The organism is Streptomyces chromofuscus, from assembly GCF_015160875.1.
Lineage (GTDB): Bacteria > Actinomycetota > Actinomycetes > Streptomycetales > Streptomycetaceae > Streptomyces > Streptomyces chromofuscus.
Window position 1 is genome coordinate 1,155,235 of record NZ_CP063374.1, and the last position, 24,567, is coordinate 1,179,801.

Sequence of the window (24,567 nt, forward strand, 5' to 3'; positions counted from 1 at the left end):
TCAACTGGCAGATGTGCACGGGTGAGTTGGCCGGACCGCCGCCATGAGTTCACTTCTCCGGCGCACGCGCACCGAAAAGCCCGCCCCAGGTGGGACGGGCTTCTCTTGGGGTTTTCGCGCGCGTCGGCCGCGGGTTTCCCGGTGTACGTCAGGGGGCCTGAAGGTCCACCAGTTCGGCCAGGGCGGCGCGGTGGGCGCCCGCGGCGCCGTAGGCGAGCGAGTCCGCCTTCGCCCGCTTCAGATACAGGTGCGCCGGGTGCTCCCAGGTCATCCCGATACCGCCGTGCAGTTGCAGCGCCTCCTCGGCGGCGCGCACGGCCACGGGCGCGGCGTAGGCCTGCGCGACCGCGACCGAGACGTCCACGTCCTCGCCGGTCGCCAGCGCGTCCGCCGCGCCGCGTGCGGCGGCCCGCAGGTGGACGACCTCCAGCCACAGCCGGGCGAGCCGGTGCTTGAGCGCCTGGAACCCGCCGACGGGCCGGTTGAACTGCTTGCGTTCCTTCAGATAGCGCACGGTCTCGGCCAGCGACCGGTCGGCCAGGCCCAGTTGCTCCGACGCCAGCAGCCCGGCCGCCGCACGCAGCGCACGTCGTACGGCGGGCTCGGCATCGCCCACCCGCTGTCCCGCGGCGCCCTGGAACAGCACCCGCGCCACGGGCCGCGTCAGGTCCAGCGACACCTGCGGCACGACCGTCACGGCGCCGGCCTCCACGGCGTACAGCCCGCCGTCGTCCGCGGGCACCAGCAGTACGTCGGCGGCCTGCGCGTCCGCGATGCCGGTCAACTCGCCGTGCAGGCGACCGTCGTCGAGTCGTACGACGGGGAAGGCGGCGCCGGGGGCAAGGTGCAGGGCGACGGCGACGGCGCCGACGGTGCGGCCCGACGCCAGCCGGGTGAGCAGTTCGGCGGAGCCGTCGCAGGCCAGCAGCGCCTCGGTGGCGACGACGGCGCTCGTGAGGTACGGGACCGGCGCGACCGCCCGCCCCAGCTCCTCCAGGATGACGGCGACTTCGCGGTGCGAGGCCCCCTGCCCGCCCTGGTCCTCCGGGACCAGCAGTCCGGCGAGGCCCATGCCGTCGGTGAGGAGCTTCCACAGCTCCGCGTCGTGCGGAGTGTCGGACTCGCCGCGGGCGATCACGTCGGGCGCGCCGCAGTGGTCGGTGAGCAGGTCCCTGACGGCGGCGCGGAGGGCCTGTTCCTCCTCCGAGTAGAGCAGATCGGGCTGTGTGCTCATCGGGCCAGGTCCTTCCAGGCGACGTCCTTGTCGGTGCGCGGCTCGGCGGGCAGTCCGAGGACGCGTTCGGCGACGATGTTCAGCAGGACCTCGCTGGTCCCGCCCTCGATGCTGTTGCCCTTGGAGCGGAGGTAGCGGTAGCCGGCGTCGCGGCCGGTGAAGTCCACATGCTCGGGGCGCCGCATCGTCCAGTCGCCGTACAGGAGTCCCTCTTCGCCGAGGAGTTCCACCTCCAGGCCGCTGATCTCCTGGTTGAGGCGGGCGAAGGCGAGCTTCATGCCGGAGCCCTCGGGGCCGGGCTGGCCCGCGACGAGTTGCTGGCGCAGCCGTTCGCCGGTGAGCCGGGCGACCTCGGCCTCGACCCAGAGCCCCAGGAGGCGCTGGTGCAGGTCGTGGGTGCGCAGGTCGGGACGTTCGCGCCAGGTCCTGGCGACCGGGCCGATCATGCCGCCCTCGCGGGGCAGCCGCATGCCGCCGATGGCGACGCGTTCGTTGTTCAGGGTGGTCTGCGCGACCCGCCAGCCGTCGCCGATCCCGCCGAGGCGATGGGCGTCGGGGATGCGGACGTCGGTGAGGAACACCTCGTTGAACTCGGCCTCGCCGGTGATCTGGCGCAGCGGCCGGACGTCGACTCCGGGGTCGGTCATGTCGCAGACGAAGTACGTGATGCCCTGGTGCTTGGGCACGTCCGGGTCGGTGCGGGCGATGAGGATGGCCCAGCGGGCGAGATGCGCGCTGGACGTCCACACCTTCTGCCCGTTCACCACCCACGTGTCGCCCTCACGGACGGCCCGGGTGCCCAGCGCCGCGAGGTCGGACCCGGCGCCGGGCTCGCTGAACAGCTGGCACCAGACCTCCTCGCCGGTCCACAGGGGCCGCAGGAAGCGCCGCTTCTGCTCCTGCGTGCCGTACTGGAGGATGGTCGGCGCGGCCATGCCGAGGCCGATGCCGATGCGCCGGGGGTCGTTGTCGGGGGCCGCGGCCGCCTCCAGCTCGGCGTCGACGACGGCCTGGAGGGAGCGCGGGGAGCCCAGGCCGCCGAGGCCCTCCGGGAAGTGCACCCAGGCGAGTCCCGCGTCGAAGCGGGCCCGCAGGAAGTCCAGCGGGTCGGTGCGGGCCGGCGGGTTCGCGGCCAGGAACTCCTGGGTGCGCCGGCGCAGTTCGGCGGCGTCGGTCATCGGGTCTCCTCCATCACGACGGCGATCCGGCCCGTGCTGCGGCCGTCCGCCACCTTCTGCACGGCGGCCGCGGCCTCGCCCAGCGGCACCCGCTCGCTCACCAGCGGCCTGATGGCGCCCCGGGCGGCCAGCTCGGTGAGCTGCTCGTGGCAGTGCTGGACCAGCTTGGGGTTCTTGGTGTTGTACAGGCCCCAGTGCAGGCCGAGGATCGAGTAGTTCTTGACCAGGGCGTGGTTGAGGGCGGGGTTCGGGATCGTGCCGCTCGCGAAGCCGACGACCACGATCCGGCCCTCGAAGGCGACCGTCTTGGCGGACTGCGTGTACGCCTCGCCGCCCACGGGGTCGTAGACCACGTCGGCGCCCCGGCCTCCGGTGGCCTCCTTCACCGCCGCGACGACGTCGTCGGCACGCCGGTCGATCACGACGTCACAGCCCAGCTCCCGGGCCACGGTGGCCTTCTGGGCGCCGCCCACGACGCCGATGACCGTGGCGCCGGCCGCCTTGCCGAGCTGGACGGCCGCGCTGCCGACCCCGCCGGCGGCGGCATGCACGAGCAGCGTCTCGCCGGCCTCCAGCCGGGCCCGCCGGTGCAGGCCGAACCAGCCGGTCTGGTAGCCGATGTGCAGCGCGGCGGCCTCGGCGTCGTCCAGGGCGTCGGGCGCGGGCAGCAGGGCGGCGGCGTCGGCGACGGCGTACTCGGCGAAACCCCCGTGGGGCAGCGCCGGGTTGGCGATCACCCGGCGGCCGTCCTCGGTCTCCCCGCAGATCTCCACACCGGGGGTGAAGGGCAGCGGCGGCCGGACCTGGTACTGGCCCCGGCACAGCAGGGCGTCCGGGAAGTTGACGTTCGCGGCCCGCACCTTCAGCAGGACCTGGCCGTCGCCGGGCGCGGGCGCCGCCACCTCGTTCAGGCGCATCACCTCGCTCGGCTCGCCGTTCTCGTGCACCTGCCATGCCTGCATGCGGGGCCTCCACGGGGGACTGCGTCGTCTGACCGGGTCGCACCGCATACTAAGCGGTCGCTTGCCGATCGGGGAACAGTCGGGTGCGTCACGCCTGCTTCGGCCGCGCCCGCACGTGCATCCGCTCGCCCTGGGGCCCGAACAGGCTCAGGAACTCCACCGGCCCCTCCCCCGTCGACCCGAACCAGTGCGGCACCCGGGTGTCGAACTCGGCCGCCTCCCCCGCGACCAGCACCACGTCGTGGTCCCCGAGCACGACGCGCAGCTTCCCGGACATCACGTACAGCCACTCGTAGCCCTCGTGCGTCCGCGGGGACGGGTCGGCCTGCTGCTGCGGCACGACGATCTTGTAGGCCTGGAGCCCGCCGGGCTGGCGGGTGAGGGGCAGGTAGGTGCGTCCGTGCCGCACGATCGGCTTGGCCCGTACCCGCGGATCGCTCACCGGCGGCGCACCGACCAGTTCGTCCAGCGGCACCTGATGGGCCTGGGCGATCGGCAGCAGCAGCTCCAGGCTGGGCTTGCGCAGGCCCGACTCCAGCCGGGAGAGCGTGCTCACCGAGATGCCGGTGGCCTCGGACAGCCCGGCGAGCGTCACCTCCCGCTCCTTGCGGATCCGCCGCAGCCTCGGCCCCACACCTGCCAGCACGTCGTCGGTCGTCATGCCGCCATTGCAGTTTCGGCAAAGATGTTTGTCAATCCCGCACCAGTGGAGCGACCGTCTCCGTGGAGGTGGTCACCATGACCGAAACGAGCGAGTCGTACGAAGTGGTCGTCATCGGCGGCGGCACGGCGGGCCTGTCCGCCGCGCTCGTCCTGGGCCGGGCCAGGCGCCGCACCCTGGTCGTCGACGCCGGCGAGCCGCGCAACGCGCCCGCCGCGCACATGCAGGGCTATCTGTCCCGGGACGGCATGCCGCCCGCCGAGTTCCTCGCCGTCGGCCGCGCGGAGATCGCGCGGTACGGCGTGGAACTGGTCCGCGACCGGGCGGTGGACGTCGGGCGCGGCGCGGACTTCGCGGTGGAGCTGGCGAGTGGCCGGACCGTGCGCGCCCGGCGCCTGGTCGTCACGACCGGCCTGAAGGACGAGCTGCCGGCGGTGCCCGGAGTCGCGGAGCGGTTCGGCCGTGATGTGCTGCACTGCCCGTACTGCCACGGCTGGGAGGTCCGTGACCAGGCCTTCGGCGTGCTCGCCACCAGCCCGGCGAGCGTGCACCAGGCGCTGATCGTCACCCAGTGGTCCGGGGACGTGGCGTTCTTCCTGCACGAGGTCGCCGAGGAGGACCTGTCCGACGACGATCTGCGCCGGCTCGCCGCGGCCGGGGTCAAGGTCGTGCCCGGCGCGGTCGCGGGGCTGGTCGTCGAGGGCGACCGGCTCACCGGCGTCCGGCTCGCGGACGGCACGGTCCACGACCGGGACGTGGTGTTCACCGCGCCCCGCGCCGTCCCGCGGACCGGACTGCTGCAACGGCTGGGCGCCGAGCTGCACGAGACGCCGTTCGGCGCGTACCCGGTGGTGGACGCGACGGGCCAGACGACCGTGCCCGGCGTGTGGGCCGCCGGCAACGCCGTCGGCTTCGCCGAGCAGGTGGTGAACGCGGCGAGCGGCGGCTACCGCGCGGGCGCCACGATCAACGGGGAGCTGCTGATGTCCGATCTCGACGCGGCCGTCCAGGTGTAGGCCCCGCCCGGCCGGTGCACCATGACTGCATGCTGCTGACCCGGCTCGCCGACGTGTCCCGGGAGGTCGCCGCCACCTCGGCGCGGTCCCGCAAGATCGCCCTGCTCGCCGAGCTGTTCCGGGACGCGGAGCCGGACGACGTGCCGATCGTCATCCCGTATCTCGCGGGCCGGCTGCCCCAGGGCCGGCTCGGCATCGGCTGGAAGGTGCTCGGCCGGCAGGTCGACCCGGCCGCCGAGCCGACCCTGGCCGTGCGCGAGGTGGACGCCCGGCTCACGGAGATCGGCGAGGTCACGGGCACCGGCTCGCAGGCCGAGCGGGCCCGGCTGGTCGGCGAGTTGATGGGCGCGGCCACCGACGGCGAGCAGCGCTTCCTGCTCGGCCTGATCACCGGCGAGGTCCGGCAGGGCGCGCTCGACGCGATCGCCGTCGAAGGGCTGGCGCAGGCGACCGGGGCGCCCGGCACGGACGTGCGGCGGGCGGTGATGCTGGCGGGGTCGTTGCAGACCGTGGCGCAGGCGCTGCTCGCCGACGGACCCGAGGCCCTGGACCGCTTCCGCCTCACCGTGGGCCGCCCGGTGCTGCCGATGCTCGCGCACACCGCGTCCTCGGTGACCGAGGCGGTCGGCAAGCTCGGTGCCTGCGCGGTGGAGGAGAAGCTGGACGGCATCCGCGTCCAGGTCCACCGGGACGGCGACGACGTGCGCCTCTACACCCGCACCCTGGAGGACATCACCGACCGCCTGCCCGAGCTGACCTCGGCCGCGCTCGAGCTGCGCGGGGAGCGGTTCGTGCTGGACGGCGAGGTGATCGCCTTCGACGAGCGCGGCCGGCCGCGCTCGTTCCAGGAGACCGCCGGCCGGGTCGGCTCCCGGGTGGACGTGGCCACGGCCGCCCGCGAGGTCCCGGTCTCCCCCGTCTTCTTCGACGCGCTCGCCGTCGACGGCCGTGATCTGCTCGACCTGCCGTTCACCGCGCGGCACGCGGAGCTGGCCCGGCTGGTCCCCGAGCCGATGCGGGTACGGCGGACCGTGGTGTCCGGCGCCGGCGACCTGCCCGCCGCCGAGGCCTTCCTCGCCGAGACCCTGGAACGCGGCCACGAGGGCGTCGTGGTCAAGGCCCTCGACGCCCCCTACAGCGCGGGGCGGCGCGGCGCCGCCTGGCTGAAGGTCAAGCCCGTGCACACCCTCGACCTCGTGGTCCTGGCCGCCGAGTGGGGCCACGGCCGCCGCACCGGCCGGCTCTCCAACCTCCACCTCGGCGCCCGCACGGCCGACGGCGGCTTCGCGATGCTCGGCAAGACGTTCAAGGGCATGACCGACGCGATGCTGGCCTGGCAGACCGAGCGGCTCCAGGAACTGGCCGTCGCGTCACGCGGACACGTGGTGACCGTACGCCCCGAGCTCGTCGTGGAGATCGCCTACGACGGGCTGCAGAGGTCCAGCCGCTACCCGGCCGGCGTCACCCTCCGCTTCGCCCGCGTGATCCGCTACCGCGTGGACAAGAGCCCGCAGGAGGCCGACACCGTCGAGACGGTGCTGGCCGCGCACCCGCAGGTCGCGCCATGAGCCGGGGCGGGTACAGCGCGGGCCTGCTCCTCTTCCGCCGCGCCGACGGCGGCCTGGAGGTGCTGCTCGGCCACATGGGCGGACCGTTCTTCGCCCGGCGGGACGCGGGCGCGTGGACCGTGCCGAAGGGCGAGTACGACCCCGAGGAGCCGGCCTGGGAGGCGGCGCGCCGGGAGTTCCAGGAGGAGCTGGGGCTGCCGCCGCCGGACGGCGAGGCGGTGCCGCTGGGGGAGGTCCGGCAGGCGGGCGGCAAGATCGTCACGGTGTGGGCGGTGGAGGCCGACCTCGACCCGGGCTCCGTCGACCCCGGCACCTTCACGATGGAGTGGCCGCCGAGGTCGGGACGCACCCAGGAGTTCCCCGAGCTGGACCGCGTCGCCTGGTTCGGCCTGGAGCGGGCCCGAGAGGTGATCGTCACGGCGCAGACGGCGTTTCTCGACCGGCTGGCGGAGCACTCGGCCTGACGACGGGCCTGCCGCGTTGCGGCCCCCACCGCCGCGCGGGAAGGTCGAAGCACGGTCGTTCCCGAGGAGGTCAGTCATGCCCATCGCAACGGTGAACCCGGCGAACGGCGAGACGATCAAAACGTACGAGGCCATGGGCACCGAGGAGATCGAGCGCCGGCTCCAGCTCGCCGAGGCCACGTTCCGCACGTACCGGGAGAGCGGCTTCGCCGATCGAGCGCGGCTGCTGAACCGGGCGGCGGACCTCCTGGACGAGGACCGGCAGGACATCGCCCGCGTGCTCACCACCGAGATGGGCAAGCCGGTCACCCAGGCCCGCGCGGAGGCCGCGAAGTGCGCCAAGGCGATGCGCTGGTACGCGGAGAACGCCGAGCGCCTGCTCGCCGACGAGCAGCCGGCCGACTCCGACGTCAAGGACTCCGGCGCCTCGTGGGTCCGCGTCCGCTACCGGCCGCTCGGCCCGGTGCTCGCGGTGATGCCGTGGAACTTCCCGCTGTGGCAGGTGATCCGCTTCGCCGCGCCCGCGCTGATGGCGGGCAACGTCGGTCTCCTCAAGCACGCCTCGAACGTGCCCCAGACGGCTCTCTACCTGGAGGACCTGTTCCACCGGGCGGGCTTCGCCGAGGGCTGCTTCCAGACCCTCCTCATCGGCTCCGCGACGGTGGACGAGATCCTGCGCGACGAGCGTGTCAAGGCGGCGACGCTGACCGGCAGCGAGCCCGCCGGGCGCGCGGTGGCGTCCACGGCCGGGGAGATGGTCAAGAAGACGGTGCTGGAACTGGGCGGCAGCGACCCGTTCATCGTGATGCCGTCGGCGGACGTCGAACAGGCGGCGCGCGTCGCGGTGACGGCGCGGGTGCAGAACAACGGGCAGTCGTGCATCGCCGCCAAGCGGTTCATCGTGCACACCGACGTGTACGACGCCTTCGCCGAGCGGTTCACCGAGGGCATGAAGGCGCTGAAGCTCGGCGACCCGATGGCGGAGGAGACGGAGGTCGGGCCGCTGGCCAGCGAGCGGGGCCGGGCCGATCTGGAGGAACTGGTGGACGACGCCACGCGCACCGGCGCGACGGTGCTGTGCGGCGGCCGGCGGCCGGCGGGGGACGGCTGGTACTACCCGCCGACGGTCCTCACCGGGATCACCCGCGAGATGCGCATCCACCGCGAGGAGGCGTTCGGGCCGGTCGCCACGCTGTACCGGGCGGGTGACCTGGACGAGGCGGTGCTCATCGCCAACGACTCGCTGTTCGGGCTGAGTTCAAACGTCTGGACGCGCGAGGAGGCGGACGTCGACCGGTTCGTGCGGGACCTGGAGGCGGGCGGGGTGTACGTCAACGGGATGACGGCCTCCCACCCCGCGTTCCCGTTCGGCGGTGTGAAGCGGTCCGGGTACGGGCGTGAGCTGTCCGGGCACGGAATCCGCGAGTTCTGCAACATCACGACCGTATGGCACGGAGCGTGAGGCTTCCGGGGCTACGATCCCCTTTGTGAACCGCGAAGTGACTCTGCCTCTGATCGTCGACGACCGCGGTACCTTGCAGGTGGCCGCGGCCGACGTGAGCAAGCTGCTCCGCACCGTGGGCGGCAGGTGGCTGCGTCTCGTCGAGGCCGGGCAGGACGGGCTCGACGAGGACACGGTGGCCGCGCTGACCATCGAGCTGGCGAAGCTGGCCGACCGGATCGACGTGGCGTGCATCGCGCACAGCAGCGGAGCCGGTTCGTAACCCCGCTTGCACCGCCTCTGACCTGCGCGTTGTGTGCCGGGGCGACAATGCGGCGTCGCCTGTACGGAGTAACCCGGCGAGAGATCGTGCCGCTCCCGGGTGATCGTGGGTTTACACCTTCTCAGAGGTGAACCACCTTCTGACCGGGGCCAAGAGCCTTCCGGACGGCGAAAGCAGGCACGGTTCATGGCGACTTTGTGCAGACCCTCGGTGTCCGTTCCAGAACACGTGATCACGATGGAAGAGACGCTGGAGCTGGCACGCTCCCGCCACGCGGACCATCCCCAACTCCCGCTGGCTCTCCGACTGATCGAGAACACCGGCGTGCGTACCCGGCACATCGTGCAGCCCATTGAGGAGACCCTCAAGCACCCCGGCTTCGAGACGCGCAACAAGATCTACGAGGCCGAGGCCAAGGCCCGCGTCCCGGCGGTCGTGCAGCGGGCGCTCGACGACGCGGAGCTGCTCACCAGCGACATCGACGTGATCATCTACGTGTCGTGCACGGGCTTCATGATGCCCTCGCTCACGGCCTGGCTGATCAACGAGATGGACTTCTCCAGCAACACCCGTCAGATACCCATAGCCCAGCTGGGCTGTGCGGCCGGTGGCGCGGCGATCAACCGCGCGCACGACTTCTGCATGGCCTACCCCGAGGGCAACGTGCTGATCGTGGCCTGCGAGTTCTGCTCGCTGTGCTACCAGCCCACCGACATCGGCGTCGGATCCCTGCTGTCCAACGGACTGTTCGGCGACGGGATCGCCGCCGCCGTGGTCCGCGGCCGGGGCGGCACCGGCGTCAAGCTGGAGCGCAACGGGTCGTACCTGATCCCCAAGACCGAGGACTGGATCTCGTACGACGTCCGGGCCACGGGCTTCCACTTCCTGCTGGACAAGCGGGTGCCCGGCACCATGGAGCCGCTCGCGCCGGCACTGCACGAGCTGGCCGGCGCCCACGGCTGGGACGCCTCCGACCTGGACTTCTACATCATCCACGCCGGCGGGCCGCGCATCCTCGACGACCTCAGCAAGTTCCTCCAGGTCGAGCCGCACGCCTTCCGGTTCAGCCGGGCCACCCTCACCGAGTACGGCAACATCGCCAGCGCCGTCGTCCTGGACGCGCTGCGCAGGATGTTCGACGACGGCGGCGCCGAGCACCGGGCGCGCGGGCTGCTCGCCGGGTTCGGACCCGGCATCACCGCGGAGATGTCCGTGGGCCGCTGGCAGATCGACGACAAGGCCTGACATGGCCGAGGAGACGATCACCGAGACCGTGCCGCCGCCCGTCCGGCGCGGCACGGGCGAGGCCACGCCGGGGGCGGCGCCGCCGCCCGTCCGGCCGTGGCCGGCGCCGGACCTGAACGGAGTGGACTTCGATCCGGTGCTGCGCGAACTGATGGACGAGGAGCCGGTCACCCGGATCAGGCTGCCGAACGGTGAGGGCTGGGCCTGGCTGGTCACCCGCCACGACGACGTGCGGACGGTGGCCAACGACCCCCGGTTCGGCCGCGCGACGGTCATGGACCGGCCGGTCACCCGGCTCGCTCCGCACTTCGTCCCGGCCCGTGGCGCGGTCGGCCTCCTGGACCCGCCGGACCACACCCGGCTGCCCCGCACGGTGGCCTCCGCCTTCACGGCGCGGGGCGTGGAGCGGGTGCGGGAGAAGTCCCGGCGGATGCTCGACGAGCTGGTGAACGAGCTGCTCCAGGACGGCCCGCCCGCCGACCTCACGGCGGCCGTGCTCGGCCCGTTCCCGACCGCGGTGATCTGCGAGCTGATGGGCGTCCCGGTCGCCGACCGGCACAGCATGCACGTCTGGACGCAGCTGATCCTGTCCTCCTCGCACGGGGCGGACGTCAGCGAGCGGGCCAAGAAGGACATGGGCGCCTGCTTCCGCGATCTCGTCGGCCGCAAGGAGGACGGCACGGGCGAGGACGTGACCTCCCTGCTCGGCGCCGCCGTGGGCCGGGGTGAGATCACCCTGGAGGAGGCCGTGGGCCTCGCCGTGCTGATCCAGATCGGCGGCGAGGCGGTCACCCACAACAGCGGGCAGATGTTCTACGTCCTGCTCACCCGGCCCGGCCTCGCCGAGCAGCTGCGCGCCGAGCCGGCCCTGCGCCCCGGGGCCATCGACGAGCTGCTGCGGTGGATCCCGCACCGCAACGCCGTCGGCCTGACCAGGATCGCCCGGGAGGACGTGGAGATCGGGGACCGGCGGATCCGCGCGGGCGACGCGGTCTACGTGTCGTACCTCGCGGCCAACCGGGACCCGGGCGTCTTTCCCGACCCGGACACGATCGACTTCTCCCGCAGCCCCAACCCGCATGTGGCGTTCGGTTTCGGACCCCACTACTGCCTGGGCGGGATGCTGGCGAAGCTGGAGTCCGAGCTGCTGCTCGACGCCCTGCTCGACCGGGTGCCGGGGCTCAGACTGGCGGTGGCGCCGGAGGAAGTTCCGTTCCGTGAGGGCGCGTTGATCCGCGGGCCCGCGGCGCTGCCCGTGACCTGGTGAGGTGAGCCGAGGTGACCGCGACCGAGGGACTGCTGGTGCCGCCGGGCCACGGCCGGGTCGTCGAGACGCCGGCGCAGCACGTCACGTTCAAGGTGACCGGCACGCATTCACGGACGGCGTCCACGTTCGAGGTGCTCGTCCCCCCGGGCTTCGACGTCGGCGCCCATGTGCACACCCGCAGCGAGGAGTTGTTCTACGTGCTCGAAGGCGAGCTGGACGTCCTCGCCTTCGAGCCCCGCGTCCGCACTCCCGACAACTGGCGGACGTGGGAGTCCTCTTCGGGCAGGCGGGTGGTCCGGGCGACACCGGGCACGGTGATCGTCGTACCGCCCGGCTGCCCGCACGCGTTCGCCAATCCGACGGAGACGCCCGCGAAGATGTTCTTCCAGGCGTCCCCGCCCCCCGACCACGAGCAGTACTTCGAGGAACTGCTGGAGATCCTCCGCGACGGGGGCCCACCGGATCAGGAGGCGATCGAGAAACTGCGGGCTCGCTACGACATCGAGCAGCTCACACCCCTGAAGCACCGGTGAGCGCGCCTCCTCGCAGGCGCGTGAGCCCGAGCGGGCATCCCCTCGCCGAGGGGGCGTCCCTCACCGAATGGGCATCCCCGAGACCGTACGGGCGATCACCAGCCGCTGGATCTCACTGGTCCCCTCGAAGATCGTGTAGATCGCGGCGTCCCGGTGCATCCGCTCCACGGGGTACTCACGGGTGTAGCCGTTGCCGCCCAGGATCTGGATGGCCTGGGCGGTGACCTTCTTGGCCGTCTCGCTGGCGAACAGCTTGGACATGGAGCCCTCGGCCGCCGTGAACGGCTTCCCGTTGATCGCCATCCAGGACGCCCGCCACACCAGCAGCCGCGCCGCGTCGATGGACGTCCGCATGTCCGCGAGCTGGAACGCGACCCCCTGGTTGTCGATGATCGGCCGGCCGAACTGCTCACGGGTCGTCGCGTACTCCAGCGCCACTTCGTACGCGGCCCGGGCGGTGCCCACCGCCATCGCGCCGACGGCGGGGCGGGACGCCTCGAACGTGGCCATCGCCGCGTTCTTCACCCTCCCCCACTCTCGGCTTCGCTCGAGCGGGGGGACCCCCGTCCCACCCGACCTCGCCTTCTCGCGGGCGCGTGCCAGCCGCTCGTCCAGCTTCTCCTTGCCGCCGAGCAGGCAGGAGCCGGGGACGCGGACGTCGTCGAGGACGACCTCGGCGGTATGGGAGGCGCGAATGCCGTGCTTCCTGAACTTCTGCCCCTGGGACAGCCCCGGCGAGTTCGGCGGGACGATGAAGGAGGCGTGGCCCTTGGAGCCCAGATCCGGGTCGACGACCGCGACGACGACGTGGACGTTGGCGATGCCGCCATTGGTCGCCCAGGTCTTGGTGCCGTTGATCACCCACTCGTCCTTGGCCTCGTCGTAGACCGCGCGCGTGCGCAAGGACGCCACGTCGGAGCCGGCGTCGGGCTCGGAGGAGCAGAAGGCGGCCACCTTGACATCGTTGGCATCGCCGTACATCTGGGGGAGCCAGGTGCCGATCTGCTCCTCGGTGCCGTTGGCGAGCACACCCACGGCCGCCAGTCCGGTGCCGACGATCGACAGGGCGATGCCGGCGTCGCCCCAGAACAGCTCCTCCATGGCCATCGGGATGCCGAGGCCGGTGGGGTCGAAGTACTGCTGGGCGTAGAAGTCGAGGGAGTAGATGCCGACCTTGGCGGCCTCCTGGATGACCGGCCAGGGAGTCTCCTCACGCTCGTCCCATTCGGCGGCCGCGGGGCGGATGACGTCGGCGGCGAAGCCGTGCAGCCAGTCCCTGACCTCCTTCTGTTCGTCGTTGAGCTCCATGGTGAACTCGGCCATGTCCCCTCCAGCGGCGCACCAAGCATGTTACTTGCGGTAACCGCAGTCTGTTACCGATGGGTAGGAGAAGTCAACTCGCGACGGATGCCCGGCAGCCCGTTCGAGGTACCCGGCGTGGTGAGTGTTAGTTTGCGCTGGCGTCACCGAATCAGCACGGGTGGGGAGAGCACATGGAGACCACGCAGCGGACCGAGCAGCAGCGGTCCGCCGACCGCCGACGGCGCGAGCTGCTGGAGGCCGCCGACCGCGTCGTGCTGCGGGACGGTCCGCAGGCGTCGATGAACGCCATCGCCGCGGAGGCGGGCATCACGAAGCCGATCCTTTACCGCCACTTCGGTGACAAGGGCGGACTTTACGCAGCCTTGGCCAAGAGACACACGGACGCCTTGCTGGCGTCGCTGCGGGCCGCACTGGACGCTCCGGCGGAGCGGCGCGAGCGGGTGGAGGCCACCCTGGACACCTACCTCGCGGCGATCGAGGCGCGGCCCCAGGTGTACCGGTTCCTGATGCATCCGGCGGAGGGCTCGCCGGGGGACCAGGGCTTCGACGTGGGCAAGCACTCGGCGCCGTTGCTGCGGCGGATGGGTGAGGAACTGGCCCAGGTGATCGAGGAGCGGCTGGACCTCGGTCCGGGGAGTCAGCAACTGGCCCGGGTGTGGGGGCACGGGATCGTCGGGATGATGCATGCCGCCGGGGACTGGTGGCTGGGAGAACGGCCCTGTTCCCGGGCCGAGTTGGTGCGGAGTCTGGCCGACCTGCTGTGGGGCCGCCTCGCGGCCGCAGGTGACCGGATCGGGGGTCCGGGGTTCTGACCGTCGGGGCGTCCGCAGGTCGTGCGCGCCGCCCGCGGCCACGCGACGGAGCCGCACCTCGCCACGGCTCCGCGCGCCCGAGGGACGTGCAGTTCACCGGCGCCAGGACGCTCGGGCCACCTGTCGCATCAGGCGGCGGTGGCGCCGGCCCGCCACCCGGTCCGCGTACACCCGGCCCTCGAGATGGTCGCACTCGTGCTGCAGGCACCGTGCGAAGAAACCCGTGCCGTGGATCGTGACCGGCTCCCCGGTCATCGTGACGCCCTCCACCACCGCGTGGTCGTAGCGCTCCGTGCCCGCCTCCAGGCCCGGGAGGGACAAACAGCCCTCCGGCCCCCGGACCACGACGCCGTCCGCCTCCACCAGGCGCGGGTTGACCACATGGCCCAGGTGACGTACGTCATCGTCGTCGGGGCAGTCGAACACGAACACCCGCCACGGCTGGCCGATCTGGTTGGCCGCCAGGCCCACCCCGCCCGCGGCGTACATCGTCGCGAACAGGTCCTCCACCAGATCCGCCAGTCCGCCGTCGAAGTCGCTCACCTCCCGGCAGGGCCGGTGCAGCAGGGGGTCGCCGAGCAGGGTGAGGGGCCGGACGCGCCCGTGGGCGCCCGGGATCGAGCCGTGTCGCATGACGGCAAGGGTACGGTTCCCTCGGCCCACGTCCGCCGCGCAGGCGCGGGCCGCGATTCGGGCAGGTGAGTGGATCTCGATAGGCTGAGGCCTCACCACGTTGCCGGATGCTTCGGCGCGGCGCGTACGCAAGGAGGATCGAGAACTGATGGCAGGCAACTCGGACCCGCTCACGCCGCGGGCCAAGCTGGCCGTGACCGCGGGCAAGGCGGTCGCTGCGGCATCCCGCGCCGCGGGGCGCGGCAGCGGTTCGGTGATCGGTGGCCGGGTGGCCCTCAAACTCGACCCCGACCTCTTGGCCCGACTCGCCCAGAACCTGGACGTGATCCTGGTGTCGGCGACCAACGGCAAGACCACGACCACCCGGCTCATCGCCGAGGCGCTGCGCGCCGCGGGTCCCGTCGTGTCCAACGCGCTCGGGGCCAACATGCCCGCCGGCATCACCTCGGCGCTGGCCGGAAGCTCGGACGCGAAGTTCGGTGTGATCGAGGTCGACGAGAAGTACCTGGCCGGTGTGGCCCGGGACACCGACCCGAAGTGCATCGCGCTGCTGAACCTCTCCCGCGACCAGCTCGACCGTGCCGCCGAGACCCGGATGCTCGCCGAGAACTGGCGCGAGGGCCTCGCCGGGACGAAGGCCGTCGTCGTGGCCAACGCGGACGACCCGCTGGTGGTGTGGGCGGCGTCCTCCTCCCCCAACGTGATCTGGGTCGCCGCCGGGCAGATGTGGAAGGACGACGCCTGGTCCTGCCCGTCCTGCGGCGGTGTGATGCAACGTCCCGGCGACGACTGGTTCTGCGGCGAGTGCGGCTTCCGCCGGCCCACCCCGAGCTGGGCCCTGTCCGGCGACCACGTGCTCGACCCGCACGGCTCGGCCTGGCCGATCCACCTCCAGCTGCCGGGCCGCGCCAACAAGGCCAACGCCACCTCCTCGGCCGCCGTGGCCGCGGTGTTCGGCGTGCCGCCGCAGGTCGCCCTGGAGCGGATGTACCAGGTGCAGGCCGTGGCCGGCCGGTACGACGTGGTGCAGTTCATGCAGCGCGATCTGCGGCTGCTGCTCGCCAAGAACCCGGCCGGGTGGCTCGAGACGTTCTCCCTCATCGACCCGCCGCCGACGCCGGTGATCCTGTCCGTGAACGCGCGCTCCGCCGACGGCACGGACACCTCCTGGCTGTGGGACGTCGACTACACGCGGCTGACCGGCCACCCGATCTTCGTCATCGGTGACCGCAAGCTCGACCTCGCGGTGCGGCTGGAGGTCGCCAACCAGCACTTCCAGGTGTGCGACAACCTCGACCAGGCCGTGCAGACGGCCCCGCCGGGCCGCATCGAGGTCATCGCCAACTACACCGCGTTCCAGGACCTGCGCCGCCGCGTCGGCAACTGACGAGACCTCAGGGGATATTCGTGAGCGACAACCAACTGCGGGTCGTCTGGATCTACCCGGACCTGCTCAGCACCTACGGCGACCAGGGCAACGCCCTGGTCGTGGAGCGCCGCGCCCGGCAGCGCGGCCTGGACGTGGCGCGCCTCGACGTGCGCAGCGACCAGCCCATCCCGACCTCCGGCGACATCTACCTGATCGGCGGCGGTGAGGACCGTCCGCAGCGGCTCGCGGCCGAGCGGCTGCGCCGGGACGGCGGTCTGCACCGCGCCGTGGGGAACGGCGCCATCGTCTTCTCCGTGTGCGCGGGCTACCAGATCCTCGGCCACGAGTTCATCAACGACCTCGGCCAGCGCGAGCCCGGTCTGGGCCTGCTCGACGTGGTCTCGGTGCGCGGCGAGGGCGCGCGGTGCGTCGGCGACGTGCTCGGCGACATCGACCCCCGCCTGGGCCTGCCGCCGCTGACCGGCTTCGAGAACCACCAGGGCGTCACCCACCTCGGCCCCACCGCGCGCCCGCTGGCGAAGGTGCGCTTCGGCAACGGCAACGGCACGGGCGACGGCACCGAGGGCGCCTACAACGAGACGGTCTTCGGCACCTACATGCACGGCCCGGTGCTGGCCCGCAACCCGCAGATCGCCGACCTGCTGCTGAAGCTGGCGCTCGACGTCAACGCGCTGCCGCCGACCGACGACCGCTGGTACGAGGCGCTGCGCGACGAACGCATCGCGGCGGCGGAGCAGCAGCCCGCCTGAGGCGCGTCAGCCCGCGGTCCGGCGCCGCGCGACGAGCCCGTCTGACGGACCGTCCGCACAGGTGAGCGGGGTCGTCCAGCAGTCGGACGCACGCTTCGGCCCCGCCCCCCTGTGCCGCTAGGGTGGCGGGGATCGAGCCGGACAACGTGGTCCGGACCCGGCCCACGTCGAGAAGGTATTTCGGGCTATGCGCATTGGTGTCCTCACGTCCGGCGGCGACTGCCCCGGTCTGAACGCCGTCATCCGGTCCGTCGTGCACCGTGCCGTGGCCGACCACGGCGACGAGGTCATCGGCTTCCGCGACGGCTGGAAAGGCCTCCTGGAGTGCGACTACCTCAAGCTCGACCTTGACGCGGTGGGCGGCATCCTGGCGCGCGGCGGCACCATCCTCGGCTCGTCCCGGGTCCGTCCCGAGCATCTGCGGGACGGCGTGGAGCGGGCCAGGGGGCACGTCCGGGAACTCGGCCTGGACGCGATCATCCCGATCGGCGGCGAGGGCACGCTCAAGGCGGCCCGGCTGCTGTCGGACGGCGGACTGCCCGTCGTGGGCGTGCCGAAGACGATCGACAACGACATCGCCGTGACCGACGTGACGTTCGGCTTCGACACCGCCGTGACCGTCGCGACGGAGGCGCTGGACCGGCTGAAGACCACCGCCGAGTCCCACCAGCGGGTGCTGATCGTGGAGGTCATGGGCCGGCACACCGGGTGGATCGCCCTGCACTCCGGCATGGCGGCGGGCGCCCACGCCGTCGTCGTCCCCGAGCGGCCCTTCGACATCGACGAGCTGACCGCGAAGGTCGGCGAGCGGTTCCAGGCGGGCAAGCGGTTCGCGATCGTCGTCGCGGCGGAGGGGGCGAAGCCGAAGCCCGGGACCATGGCGTTCGACGAGGGCGGCAAGGACGTGTACGGGCACGAGAGGTTCGCGGGCGTCGCGCGGCAGCTGTCCGTCGAGTTGGAGAACCGGCTCGGCAAGGAGGCGCGGCCGGTCATCCTCGGGCATGTGCAGCGGGGTGGAACGCCCACCGCCTACGACCGGGTGCTCGCCACCCGGTTCGGGTGGCACGCGGTGGAGGCCGCGCACCGGGGCGAGTTCGGGAAGATGACGGCTCTGCGGGGGACCGAGATCGTCATGGTGTCCCTCGCGGAGGCGGTGGAGACCCTCAAGACCGTGCCGGAGGACAGGTACGTGGAAGCGGAGTGCGTGCTGTAGCCGTCCGGCGAGTGCGTGGTGACTGTCGGCGCGTTTCCCCGCGCCCCTCGGGTCGACTGTGCCGCCCCCGGTGACAGAGGTCGCCGGGGGCGGTTCTAGTCTTGGGGCGGACAGACAGCACAACCCGCACGAATCAGGAGCCGTCGCATGGATCACAGCGGACACGGCATGCCCATGGACTTGCCGCCGTTCACGCTGGGGCGAGGGCTTCAGTGGTCGGCGGAGCCCTTCTTCCTCGTGGCCTGCCTGCTGGGGCTCGCGCTGTACGGGTGGGGCGTCGTCCGGCTGCGGCGGCGCGGGGACGCCTGGCCGCTCGCGCGGACCGTGTCCTACGTCGCCGGTGTGCTGACCATCGGGCTGATGATGTGCACCCGGCTGAACGACTACGGCATGGTCATGTTCAGCGTGCACATGGTGCAGCACATGGTGATCAGCATGCTGTCGCCGATCCTGATCCTGCTCGGCGGCCCCATCACGCTCGCCCTGCGCGCGCTGCCGCCGGCCGGCCGTGGCCGCAAGGGACCGCGCGAGCTGCTGCTGGCGCTGCTGCACAGCCGGTACATGCGGATCATCACGCACCCGGCGTTCACCATCCCGCTGTTCATCGCCAGCCTCTACGCGCTGTATTTCTCGTCCATCTTCGACTTCCTGATGGGCTCCAAGCCGGGGCACATCGCGATGATGGTGCACTTCCTCGCCGTCGGCCTGGTGTTCTTCTGGCCGATCATCGGTGTGGACCCGGGACCGCACCGGCCCGGCCACCTGATGCGGATGCTGGAGTTGTTCGCGGGCATGCCGTTCCACGCGTTCTTCGGCATCGCGCTGATGATGGCGACGACGCCGATGGTGAAGACCTACGCCGACCCGCCCGCCTCCCTGGGCATCGACGCGCTCGCCGACCAGAACGCGGCCGGCGGTATCGCCTGGGCGTTCAGTGAGATCCCGTCCGTTCTGGTGCTGATCGCGCTGCTGTTCCAGTGGTACGCCTCGGAGCAGCGGCAGGCGCGGCGCCAGGACCGGGCCGCCGACCGTGACGGCGACAAGGAACTCGAGGCCTACAACGCCTATTTGGCCTCACTGAACGCACACGGCCGCTGACCCCGCCCTTCCGGGCGGCCCTGCCCCCTTGCGGAGTCGCCGCTGGATCCGGTGCGGCGGACGGGGCGCCGGAGGCGGCAGCCGCGCCGGCGCGCATCGTGACGCCGCAGGGCGACGGGTCGGTCGGGCCCAGGCCGATCTCGGCACGCAGCCGCACGGGGGCGAAGCGTCGGCCCCGCCGTCGGTGACGACGGGACACCGGCGGCGCACCGGGGCCCGGGCGTCGCGGGGCGTCGTCGCGGGCGGGCTCGGGCTGGTGCCGGCGCTGTGCGGTGCCTGACACGCACCGGCCGACCGTGCCGAAGGCAGCGGCGGGGCTGCGCCACCGTACGTCGACACCGTGGGGCTCGCCGAGCCGCTGCGGGACGGGGACCGCGTGCTCGCCGACCGGCCCGGGCCGCGCTTCACGGGCACGCCCCCGCCTGGCGCTCGACCGGGCGTGTCGCGACCAGGCGCCCGACGGCCAGGTGACGGCCTTCATCGAGGACGCGTCGGCCGACGAGGCACGGCTGGCGGTCCGCTGCGAGGAGCTGACGCGGGAGGTCCGGGACCGGCCGGCGGACGTGCGGTCCTTCGCCGTCGTGCCGACACGGGCCGGGTTCGAGGTCGCCGAGGGTGGGCCGGCTGCCTGGGGCTGGACGGCCACGGGCCGGTGTACGAGCCGCTCGGCGGTCATCGGCGGCTGGGAACGGCGTTCGCGGCCACGGCGAGCGTGCAGCGGCGCGACTCCCTGGACGCCCGGTCTTCCCGGAGGCCCGGCCATGACCTCCCGCGAAGACTTGTTTCGTGAACAGGCGCTCGATTTCACTCGGCTCCACGGCGGCCTCACGCTCGCCCGGGCGCGTATCCGCTCGGACGCGGCGTGTGCGCGGGACGTGCCGCCCGCCGATGGGGATGCGACCCTTCCATCCACAAGGCCGCCTCCTGGACCGCCGGGGGCACGGGGAATTCCGGCACTCATTTCGCCGTGTGCACCGTGCGGAGGCAGAACGGGGGCACCATGGGAGGGAACGAACCATGAGGAGGGTGTTGCGATGCCCGGATCTACGGACGGTTCCACGAAAGCGATGGGGGTGCTCACCGTCGGCGGACTCGTCGTGGTGACCGCCTACACGGTGGCGCTCGGCAGCAACGGCTGGCTGTGGTTCGGCTGGGTCGTGCTGGGCCTGATCACCTTGGGGATGGTGGCCACCCGCAGCACCTGAGGCCGCTCACCCGCGGGTGAGCCGCCCCGCCGAGTGCACCCCCGGCTGGTACTTCGGCAGCCGGGCGGTGACCTTCATGCCCGCGCCGACGGCGGTCTCGATGACGAGGCCGTAGTCGTCGCCGTAGACCTGCCGTAGCCGGTCGTCGACATTGGACAGGCCGATGCCGCCCGACGGGCTGATCTCCCCGGCGAGGATGCGGCGCAGCAGGCCGGGGTCCATTCCGGCGCCGTCGTCCTCGATGACCACGAGGGCCTCGGCGCCGGTGTCCTGGGCGGTGATGCTGATGTGGCACTTGTCGGCCTTGCCTTCGAGACCGTGCTTGACGGCGTTCTCGACGAGCGGCTGGAGGCAGAGGAAGGGCAGGGCCACGGGGAGGACTTCGGGGGCGATCTGGAGCGTGACGGAGAGGCGGTCGCCGAAGCGTGCCCGGACGAGCGCCAAGTAGTGGTCGATGGCGTGGAGTTCGTCGGCGAGGGTGGTGAAGTCGCCGTGCCGGCGGAACGAGTAGCGGGTGAAGTCGGCGAACTCCAGCAGCAGTTCGCGGGCCCGCTCGGGGTCGGTGCGGACGAACGAGGCGATCACCGCGAGCGAGTTGAAGATGAAGTGCGGGGAGATCTGGGCGCGCAGGGCCTTGATCTCGGCCTCGATGAGGCGGGTGCGGGACTGGTCGAGGTCGGCGAGTTCGAGCTGGACGGAGACCCAGCGGGCCACCTCGCCGGCGGCCCGGACGAGGACGGCGGACTCGCGGGGCGCGCAGGCGACGAGGGCGCCGTGGACGCGGTCGTCGACGGTGAGCGGCGCGATCACGGCCCAACGCAGGGGGCAGTCGGGGGCGTCGCAGGCCAGCCGGAAGGCCTCGCCGCGGCCGGTCTCCAGGGTGCCGGCCAGGCGCTCCACGATCTCGGCGCGGTGATGGGCGCCGACACCGTCCCAGGCGAGGACGTGTGTGTCGTCGGTGAGGCACAGGGCGTCCGTGCCGAGGAGGGAGCGCAGTCTGCGGGCGGACTTGCGGGCCGTTTCCTCGGTGAGGCCGGCGCGCAGCGGGGGTGCGGCGAGGGACGCGGTGTGCAGGGTCTGGAACGTGGCGTGCTCGACGGGACTGCCGAGGCCGCCGAGGCTTTCCGGGCGGGCCGTGCGCCGGCCCAGCCAGAAGCCCGCGGCGAGCAGCGGCAGCACGGCGACACAGAGCCCGGCGACGAAGCCGCTCACGCCGCCTCCCTCCCCGAACACCCCGAGCGGTCCCGCACGCCGACCCCAGGCCGACGACGTCCCCGAGCACTCACACGCACGGCGCCCAGGAGTCCTCGGGACGTCCCACACACCACGCCCCAAAGCCCTCGAAGCGTCAGTGTCGAGCGGTCGTTCATGCCTTCACCTCCGCCCGTACCTCCTCCGGCAGATGGAACCGTGCCAGGATCGCCGCCGTCCCCGCCGGGACCCGGCTCGGGGTGGCGAGCGACACCAGCACCATCGTCAGGAAGCCCAACGGCACCGACCACAGCGCGGGCCAGGCGAGCAGCGCGTGCAGCGGGCCCGCGCCGGGGAAGCCCGCCATGGTCGCGGCCACCGCGAGGAAGGCCGAACCGCCGCCCACCAGCATCCCGGCCGCCGCGCCCGGCGGCGTCAGCCGCCGCCACCAGATGCCGAGCACCAGCAGGGGACAGAAGGACGACGCCGACACGGCGAAGGCCAGCCCCACCGCGTCCGCGACCGGCAGCCCGCCGACCAGCACACTCGCCGCGAGCGGCACGGCCATCGCGAGGACCGTGCCGAGCCGGAAGTGCCGCACGCCGCGGGTCGGCAGGACGTCCTGCGTGAGGACGCCGGCCACCGCCATGGTCAGCCCCGACGCGGTGGACAGGAACGCCGCGAAGGCCCCGCCCGCCACCAGTGCGCCGAGCAGATCGCCGCCGAGGCCGCCGATCATGCGCTCCGGCAGCAGCAGGACCGCCGCGTCCGCGTGGCCGGTGAGGGTGAGTTCGGGGGCGTAGATGCGGCCGAGGGCGCCGTAGACCGGCGGCAGCAGGTAGAAGCCGCCGATCAGGGCCAGTACGGCGACCGTGGTGCGGCGGGCGGCAACGCCGTGCGGGCTCGTGTAGAAGCGCACGACGACGTGCGGCAGGCCCATGGTGCCGAGGAAGGTGGCGAGGATCAGTCCGTACGTGGCGTACAGCGGACGGTCCTCACGGCTCTCGGCTCGCGACGGCGACATCCCACCGCCGCTCGCGGTGTCGGCCGTGGGAACGGGGGTGCCCGCGCCGAAGGTGAGGCGGGTGCCCTGTTCGATGCGGTGGGTGCCGGCCGGGAGGTCGATTCGCCGCTCCTCGTGGGCCCGTCCGTCGACCGTGCCGGTGGCCGTCACCGTCAGCGGGCTGTCGAGCCTGAGGTCGAGGGTGTCGTCGACGCGGACGACCCGCTGTTCGCGGAAGGCGGCCGGTTCGTCGAAGACGTCGCGCGGGGCGCCGTCGCCCTGCCAGGCGAGGACGAGGAAGAGGACGGGGACCAGGAGGGCGGTGAGCTTGAGCCAGTACTGGAAGGCCTGCACGAAGGTGATGCTGCGCATGCCGCCCGCCGCGACGATCGCGGTGACGACGACGGCGACGATGATTCCGCCGAACGAGTCGGGCGCACCGGTCAGCACTGTCAACGTCAGACCGGCGCCCTGGAGTTGGGGCAGCAGGTAGAGCCAGCCCACGCCGACGACGAAGGCGCCCGCGAGCCGCCGTACCGCCGGGGAGGCGAGTCGGGCCTCGGCGAAGTCGGGCAGCGTGTACGCGCCGGAGCGGCGCAGGGGCGCGGCGACGAACACGAGGAGCACCAGGTACCCGGCCGTGTAGCCGACCGGGTACCAGAGCATGTCCGGGCCCTGCACGAGGACCAGTCCCGCGATGCCGAGGAAGGAGGCGGCGGAGAGGTACTCGCCGCTGATCGCGGCGGCGTTCAGGCGGGGGCCGACGGTGCGGGAGGCGACGTAGAAATCGGAGGTGGTCCGGGATATGCGCAGGCCGAACGCGCCGACGAGGACGGTCGCCACGACGACCAGGGCGACGGCGGGGACGGCGTAACCGGAGTACACGGGCCTACGTCCTCAGCGGTCCTCGACCAGCCGGACGAAGTCGCGTTCGTTGCGTTCGGCGCGGGCGACGTACCAGCGGGCCAGCAGGACCAGGGGCGCGTACAGGCAGAAGCCGAGGACGAGCCACTCCAGCCGGCGGGCGCCGGGGGCGGTCGCGAACACCAGCGGCAGGGGGCCGACGAGCAGCACGAGGACGGCGGACACGGTGAGGGCGGCGCGCAATTGGGTGCGCATCAGGGAACGGACGTAGGTGTGGCCGAGAGTGGTCTGTTCATCGATCTCGGTGCGCGGCCGGTAGTAACCGGAGGCATGGGGGTACCGCCCGCGCGAGCGGAGCCGGGCGTGGGGGAGGCCGCGGCGAGCCGGGCCGGTGACGACGACGCGGCGTTCGGTGGGCTCCTGGGGCACCGTCACGGCCTCCTCATGAGCAGATCCCTCAGTTCGCGGGCGTGGCGGCGGCTGACCTGGAGTTCCTCGGTGCCGACCAGCACGCTCACCGTGCCCGCGTCCAGGCGGAGTTCGCCTATGTGCCGCAGGGCGACCAGGTGGCGGCGGTGGATGCGCACGAAGCCCCGGGAGCGCCAGCGGTCCTCCAGGGTGGACAGCGGGATGCGCACCAGGTGGCTGCCCTTGCCGGTGTGCAGCCGGGCGTAGTCGCCCTGGGCCTCGACGTGGGTGATGTCGTCGACGGCGACGAAACGGGTCACGCCGCCCAGTTCGACGGGTATGTGGTCGGGATCGGGCTCGTGCACGGGGACGCGCGGGGTGGTGCCGCGCTGCTCGGCGGCCCGGCGCACCGCCTCGGCGAGGCGTTCCTTGCGGACCGGCTTGAGGACGTAGTCGACCGCCTTCAGGTCGAACGCCTGCACGGCGAAGTCCTCGTGCGCGGTGACGAAGACGACCAGCGGGGGCTGGGCGAACCCGGTGAGCAGGCGGGCCAGGTCGAGACCGTCGAGGCCGGGCATGTTGATGTCGAGGAAGACGACGTCGATCGCCTCGGGTCCGTCCGGTCCGGACTCCAGGGCCCGGGTGATCCGGCGCAGCGCCTCGGTCGCGTCGCCGGCGCCCTCGGCGCTGCCGATCCGCGGGTCCGCGTTCAGCAGGTACACGAGTTCCTCGAGGGAGGGGCGTTCGTCGTCGACAGCCAGGGCGCGCAGCATGAACGTGGAGTCTAGGAGCAATCCGTACGCCTGCACACGTGCCGGACGTGGCC

At 72.4% G+C, this 24,567-nt stretch carries 24 protein-coding genes; 14 read left to right on the forward strand and 10 right to left on the reverse strand.

Annotated elements, in window-relative coordinates; all coding sequences use genetic code 11:
- Positions 1-148 precede the first annotated feature (148 nt).
- The 4 genes from IPT68_RS05125 to IPT68_RS05140 all read right to left on the reverse strand — a co-directional run bounded on the left by IPT68_RS05125 (position 149) and on the right by IPT68_RS05140 (position 4,035).
- Entirely contained in the window at positions 149-1,234 is a 1,086-nt protein-coding gene (locus IPT68_RS05125) for an acyl-CoA dehydrogenase family protein (RefSeq protein WP_189697240.1), read from the reverse strand.
- Positions 1,231-2,412: an acyl-CoA dehydrogenase family protein gene (locus IPT68_RS05130; RefSeq protein ID WP_189697239.1), complete on the reverse strand. Its 1,182-nt coding sequence runs from the start codon at positions 2,410-2,412 to the stop codon at positions 1,231-1,233. Before IPT68_RS05130 ends, IPT68_RS05125 begins: the two co-directional genes overlap by 4 nt.
- The gene (locus IPT68_RS05135) at positions 2,409-3,374 is read right to left on the reverse strand and encodes an NADPH:quinone oxidoreductase family protein (protein WP_189697238.1); all 966 of its coding nucleotides are present in this window, start codon (positions 3,372-3,374) and stop codon (positions 2,409-2,411) included. Before IPT68_RS05135 ends, IPT68_RS05130 begins: the two co-directional genes overlap by 4 nt.
- 88 nt (positions 3,375-3,462) lie before the next feature.
- Positions 3,463-4,035, reverse strand: coding sequence for a helix-turn-helix domain-containing protein (locus tag IPT68_RS05140; protein WP_189697237.1), 573 nt, complete (start codon positions 4,033-4,035; stop codon positions 3,463-3,465).
- Between the two features lie 77 nt (positions 4,036-4,112).
- Between IPT68_RS05140 and IPT68_RS05145 the strand changes: the two genes are divergently transcribed.
- From IPT68_RS05145 to IPT68_RS05180, 8 genes are all read left to right on the forward strand, one after another.
- On the forward strand, positions 4,113-5,051 hold the full coding sequence (locus IPT68_RS05145; RefSeq protein WP_189697236.1) for an NAD(P)/FAD-dependent oxidoreductase: 939 nt from the start codon (positions 4,113-4,115) through the stop codon (positions 5,049-5,051).
- Positions 5,052-5,080: 29 nt separating this feature from the next.
- The gene (locus IPT68_RS05150; protein ID WP_189697235.1) at positions 5,081-6,619 is read left to right on the forward strand and encodes an ATP-dependent DNA ligase; all 1,539 of its coding nucleotides are present in this window, start codon (positions 5,081-5,083) and stop codon (positions 6,617-6,619) included.
- Positions 6,616-7,083 carry an NUDIX domain-containing protein gene (locus IPT68_RS05155; RefSeq protein ID WP_189697234.1) on the forward strand — a complete coding sequence of 156 codons (468 nt, stop codon included), beginning with the start codon at positions 6,616-6,618 and terminating at the stop codon, positions 7,081-7,083. Before IPT68_RS05150 ends, IPT68_RS05155 begins: the two co-directional genes overlap by 4 nt.
- A 76-nt stretch (positions 7,084-7,159) precedes the next feature.
- A complete protein-coding gene (locus IPT68_RS05160) occupies positions 7,160-8,545 on the forward strand; it encodes an NADP-dependent succinic semialdehyde dehydrogenase (RefSeq protein ID WP_189697233.1) in 1,386 nt (461 codons plus the stop codon).
- A gap of 25 nt (positions 8,546-8,570) precedes the next feature.
- Positions 8,571-8,807, forward strand: coding sequence for a DUF6213 family protein (locus tag IPT68_RS05165; protein WP_189697232.1), 237 nt, complete (start codon positions 8,571-8,573; stop codon positions 8,805-8,807).
- 186 nt (positions 8,808-8,993) lie between these two features.
- Positions 8,994-10,052: a type III polyketide synthase gene (locus tag IPT68_RS05170; protein WP_189697231.1), complete on the forward strand. Its 1,059-nt coding sequence runs from the start codon at positions 8,994-8,996 to the stop codon at positions 10,050-10,052.
- A gap of 1 nt (position 10,053) precedes the next feature.
- The gene (locus IPT68_RS05175) at positions 10,054-11,319 is read left to right on the forward strand and encodes a cytochrome P450 (RefSeq protein WP_189697230.1); all 1,266 of its coding nucleotides are present in this window, start codon (positions 10,054-10,056) and stop codon (positions 11,317-11,319) included.
- 11 nt (positions 11,320-11,330) lie between these two features.
- Positions 11,331-11,852: a cupin domain-containing protein gene (locus IPT68_RS05180; protein WP_189697229.1), complete on the forward strand. Its 522-nt coding sequence runs from the start codon at positions 11,331-11,333 to the stop codon at positions 11,850-11,852.
- Between the two features lie 60 nt (positions 11,853-11,912).
- Here IPT68_RS05180 and IPT68_RS05185 read toward each other — a convergent pair whose 3' ends face one another.
- Positions 11,913-13,175 (reverse strand): acyl-CoA dehydrogenase family protein, encoded by a 1,263-nt coding sequence (locus tag IPT68_RS05185; RefSeq protein ID WP_189697228.1) that lies wholly within the window; start codon positions 13,173-13,175, stop codon positions 11,913-11,915.
- A gap of 170 nt (positions 13,176-13,345) precedes the next feature.
- Here IPT68_RS05185 and IPT68_RS05190 point away from each other — a divergent pair, with 170 nt between their 5' ends.
- Positions 13,346-13,987: a TetR family transcriptional regulator gene (locus IPT68_RS05190; protein ID WP_189697227.1), complete on the forward strand. Its 642-nt coding sequence runs from the start codon at positions 13,346-13,348 to the stop codon at positions 13,985-13,987.
- Positions 13,988-14,080: 93 nt separating this feature from the next.
- On the opposite strand, the gene def is transcribed toward IPT68_RS05190, so the two are convergent.
- Positions 14,081-14,620, reverse strand: a complete 540-nt coding sequence (def, locus tag IPT68_RS05195) for a peptide deformylase (protein WP_189697226.1) — start codon at positions 14,618-14,620, stop codon at positions 14,081-14,083.
- Positions 14,621-14,768: 148 nt separating this feature from the next.
- Here def and IPT68_RS05200 point away from each other — a divergent pair, with 148 nt between their 5' ends.
- The 5 genes from IPT68_RS05200 to IPT68_RS05220 all read left to right on the forward strand — a co-directional run bounded on the left by IPT68_RS05200 (position 14,769) and on the right by IPT68_RS05220 (position 20,275).
- Positions 14,769-16,007 carry a MurT ligase domain-containing protein gene (locus IPT68_RS05200; RefSeq protein ID WP_189697225.1) on the forward strand — a complete coding sequence of 413 codons (1,239 nt, stop codon included), beginning with the start codon at positions 14,769-14,771 and terminating at the stop codon, positions 16,005-16,007.
- A gap of 20 nt (positions 16,008-16,027) precedes the next feature.
- On the forward strand, positions 16,028-16,759 hold the full coding sequence (locus IPT68_RS05205; RefSeq protein ID WP_189697224.1) for a type 1 glutamine amidotransferase: 732 nt from the start codon (positions 16,028-16,030) through the stop codon (positions 16,757-16,759).
- 187 nt (positions 16,760-16,946) lie between these two features.
- Positions 16,947-17,972, forward strand: coding sequence for a 6-phosphofructokinase (locus tag IPT68_RS05210; protein ID WP_189697223.1), 1,026 nt, complete (start codon positions 16,947-16,949; stop codon positions 17,970-17,972).
- A 147-nt stretch (positions 17,973-18,119) separates the two neighbouring features.
- Positions 18,120-19,070 carry a cytochrome c oxidase assembly protein gene (locus IPT68_RS05215; RefSeq protein ID WP_189697222.1) on the forward strand — a complete coding sequence of 317 codons (951 nt, stop codon included), beginning with the start codon at positions 18,120-18,122 and terminating at the stop codon, positions 19,068-19,070.
- 1,034 nt (positions 19,071-20,104) lie between these two features.
- Positions 20,105-20,275, forward strand: coding sequence for a hypothetical protein (locus tag IPT68_RS05220; protein ID WP_141310231.1), 171 nt, complete (start codon positions 20,105-20,107; stop codon positions 20,273-20,275).
- 6 nt (positions 20,276-20,281) lie between these two features.
- Here IPT68_RS05220 and IPT68_RS05225 read toward each other — a convergent pair whose 3' ends face one another.
- The 4 genes from IPT68_RS05225 to IPT68_RS05240 all read right to left on the reverse strand — a co-directional run bounded on the left by IPT68_RS05225 (position 20,282) and on the right by IPT68_RS05240 (position 24,514).
- Positions 20,282-21,487 carry a sensor histidine kinase gene (locus IPT68_RS05225; protein WP_189697221.1) on the reverse strand — a complete coding sequence of 402 codons (1,206 nt, stop codon included), beginning with the start codon at positions 21,485-21,487 and terminating at the stop codon, positions 20,282-20,284.
- Positions 21,488-21,641: 154 nt separating this feature from the next.
- Positions 21,642-23,354, reverse strand: coding sequence for a sodium/solute symporter (locus IPT68_RS05230; RefSeq protein ID WP_189697220.1), 1,713 nt, complete (start codon positions 23,352-23,354; stop codon positions 21,642-21,644).
- 12 nt (positions 23,355-23,366) lie between these two features.
- Positions 23,367-23,762 carry a hypothetical protein gene (locus tag IPT68_RS05235; protein WP_189697415.1) on the reverse strand — a complete coding sequence of 132 codons (396 nt, stop codon included), beginning with the start codon at positions 23,760-23,762 and terminating at the stop codon, positions 23,367-23,369.
- 2 nt (positions 23,763-23,764) lie between these two features.
- The gene (locus IPT68_RS05240; RefSeq protein WP_189697219.1) at positions 23,765-24,514 is read right to left on the reverse strand and encodes a LytR/AlgR family response regulator transcription factor; all 750 of its coding nucleotides are present in this window, start codon (positions 24,512-24,514) and stop codon (positions 23,765-23,767) included.
- Positions 24,515-24,567: the final 53 nt, after the last annotated feature.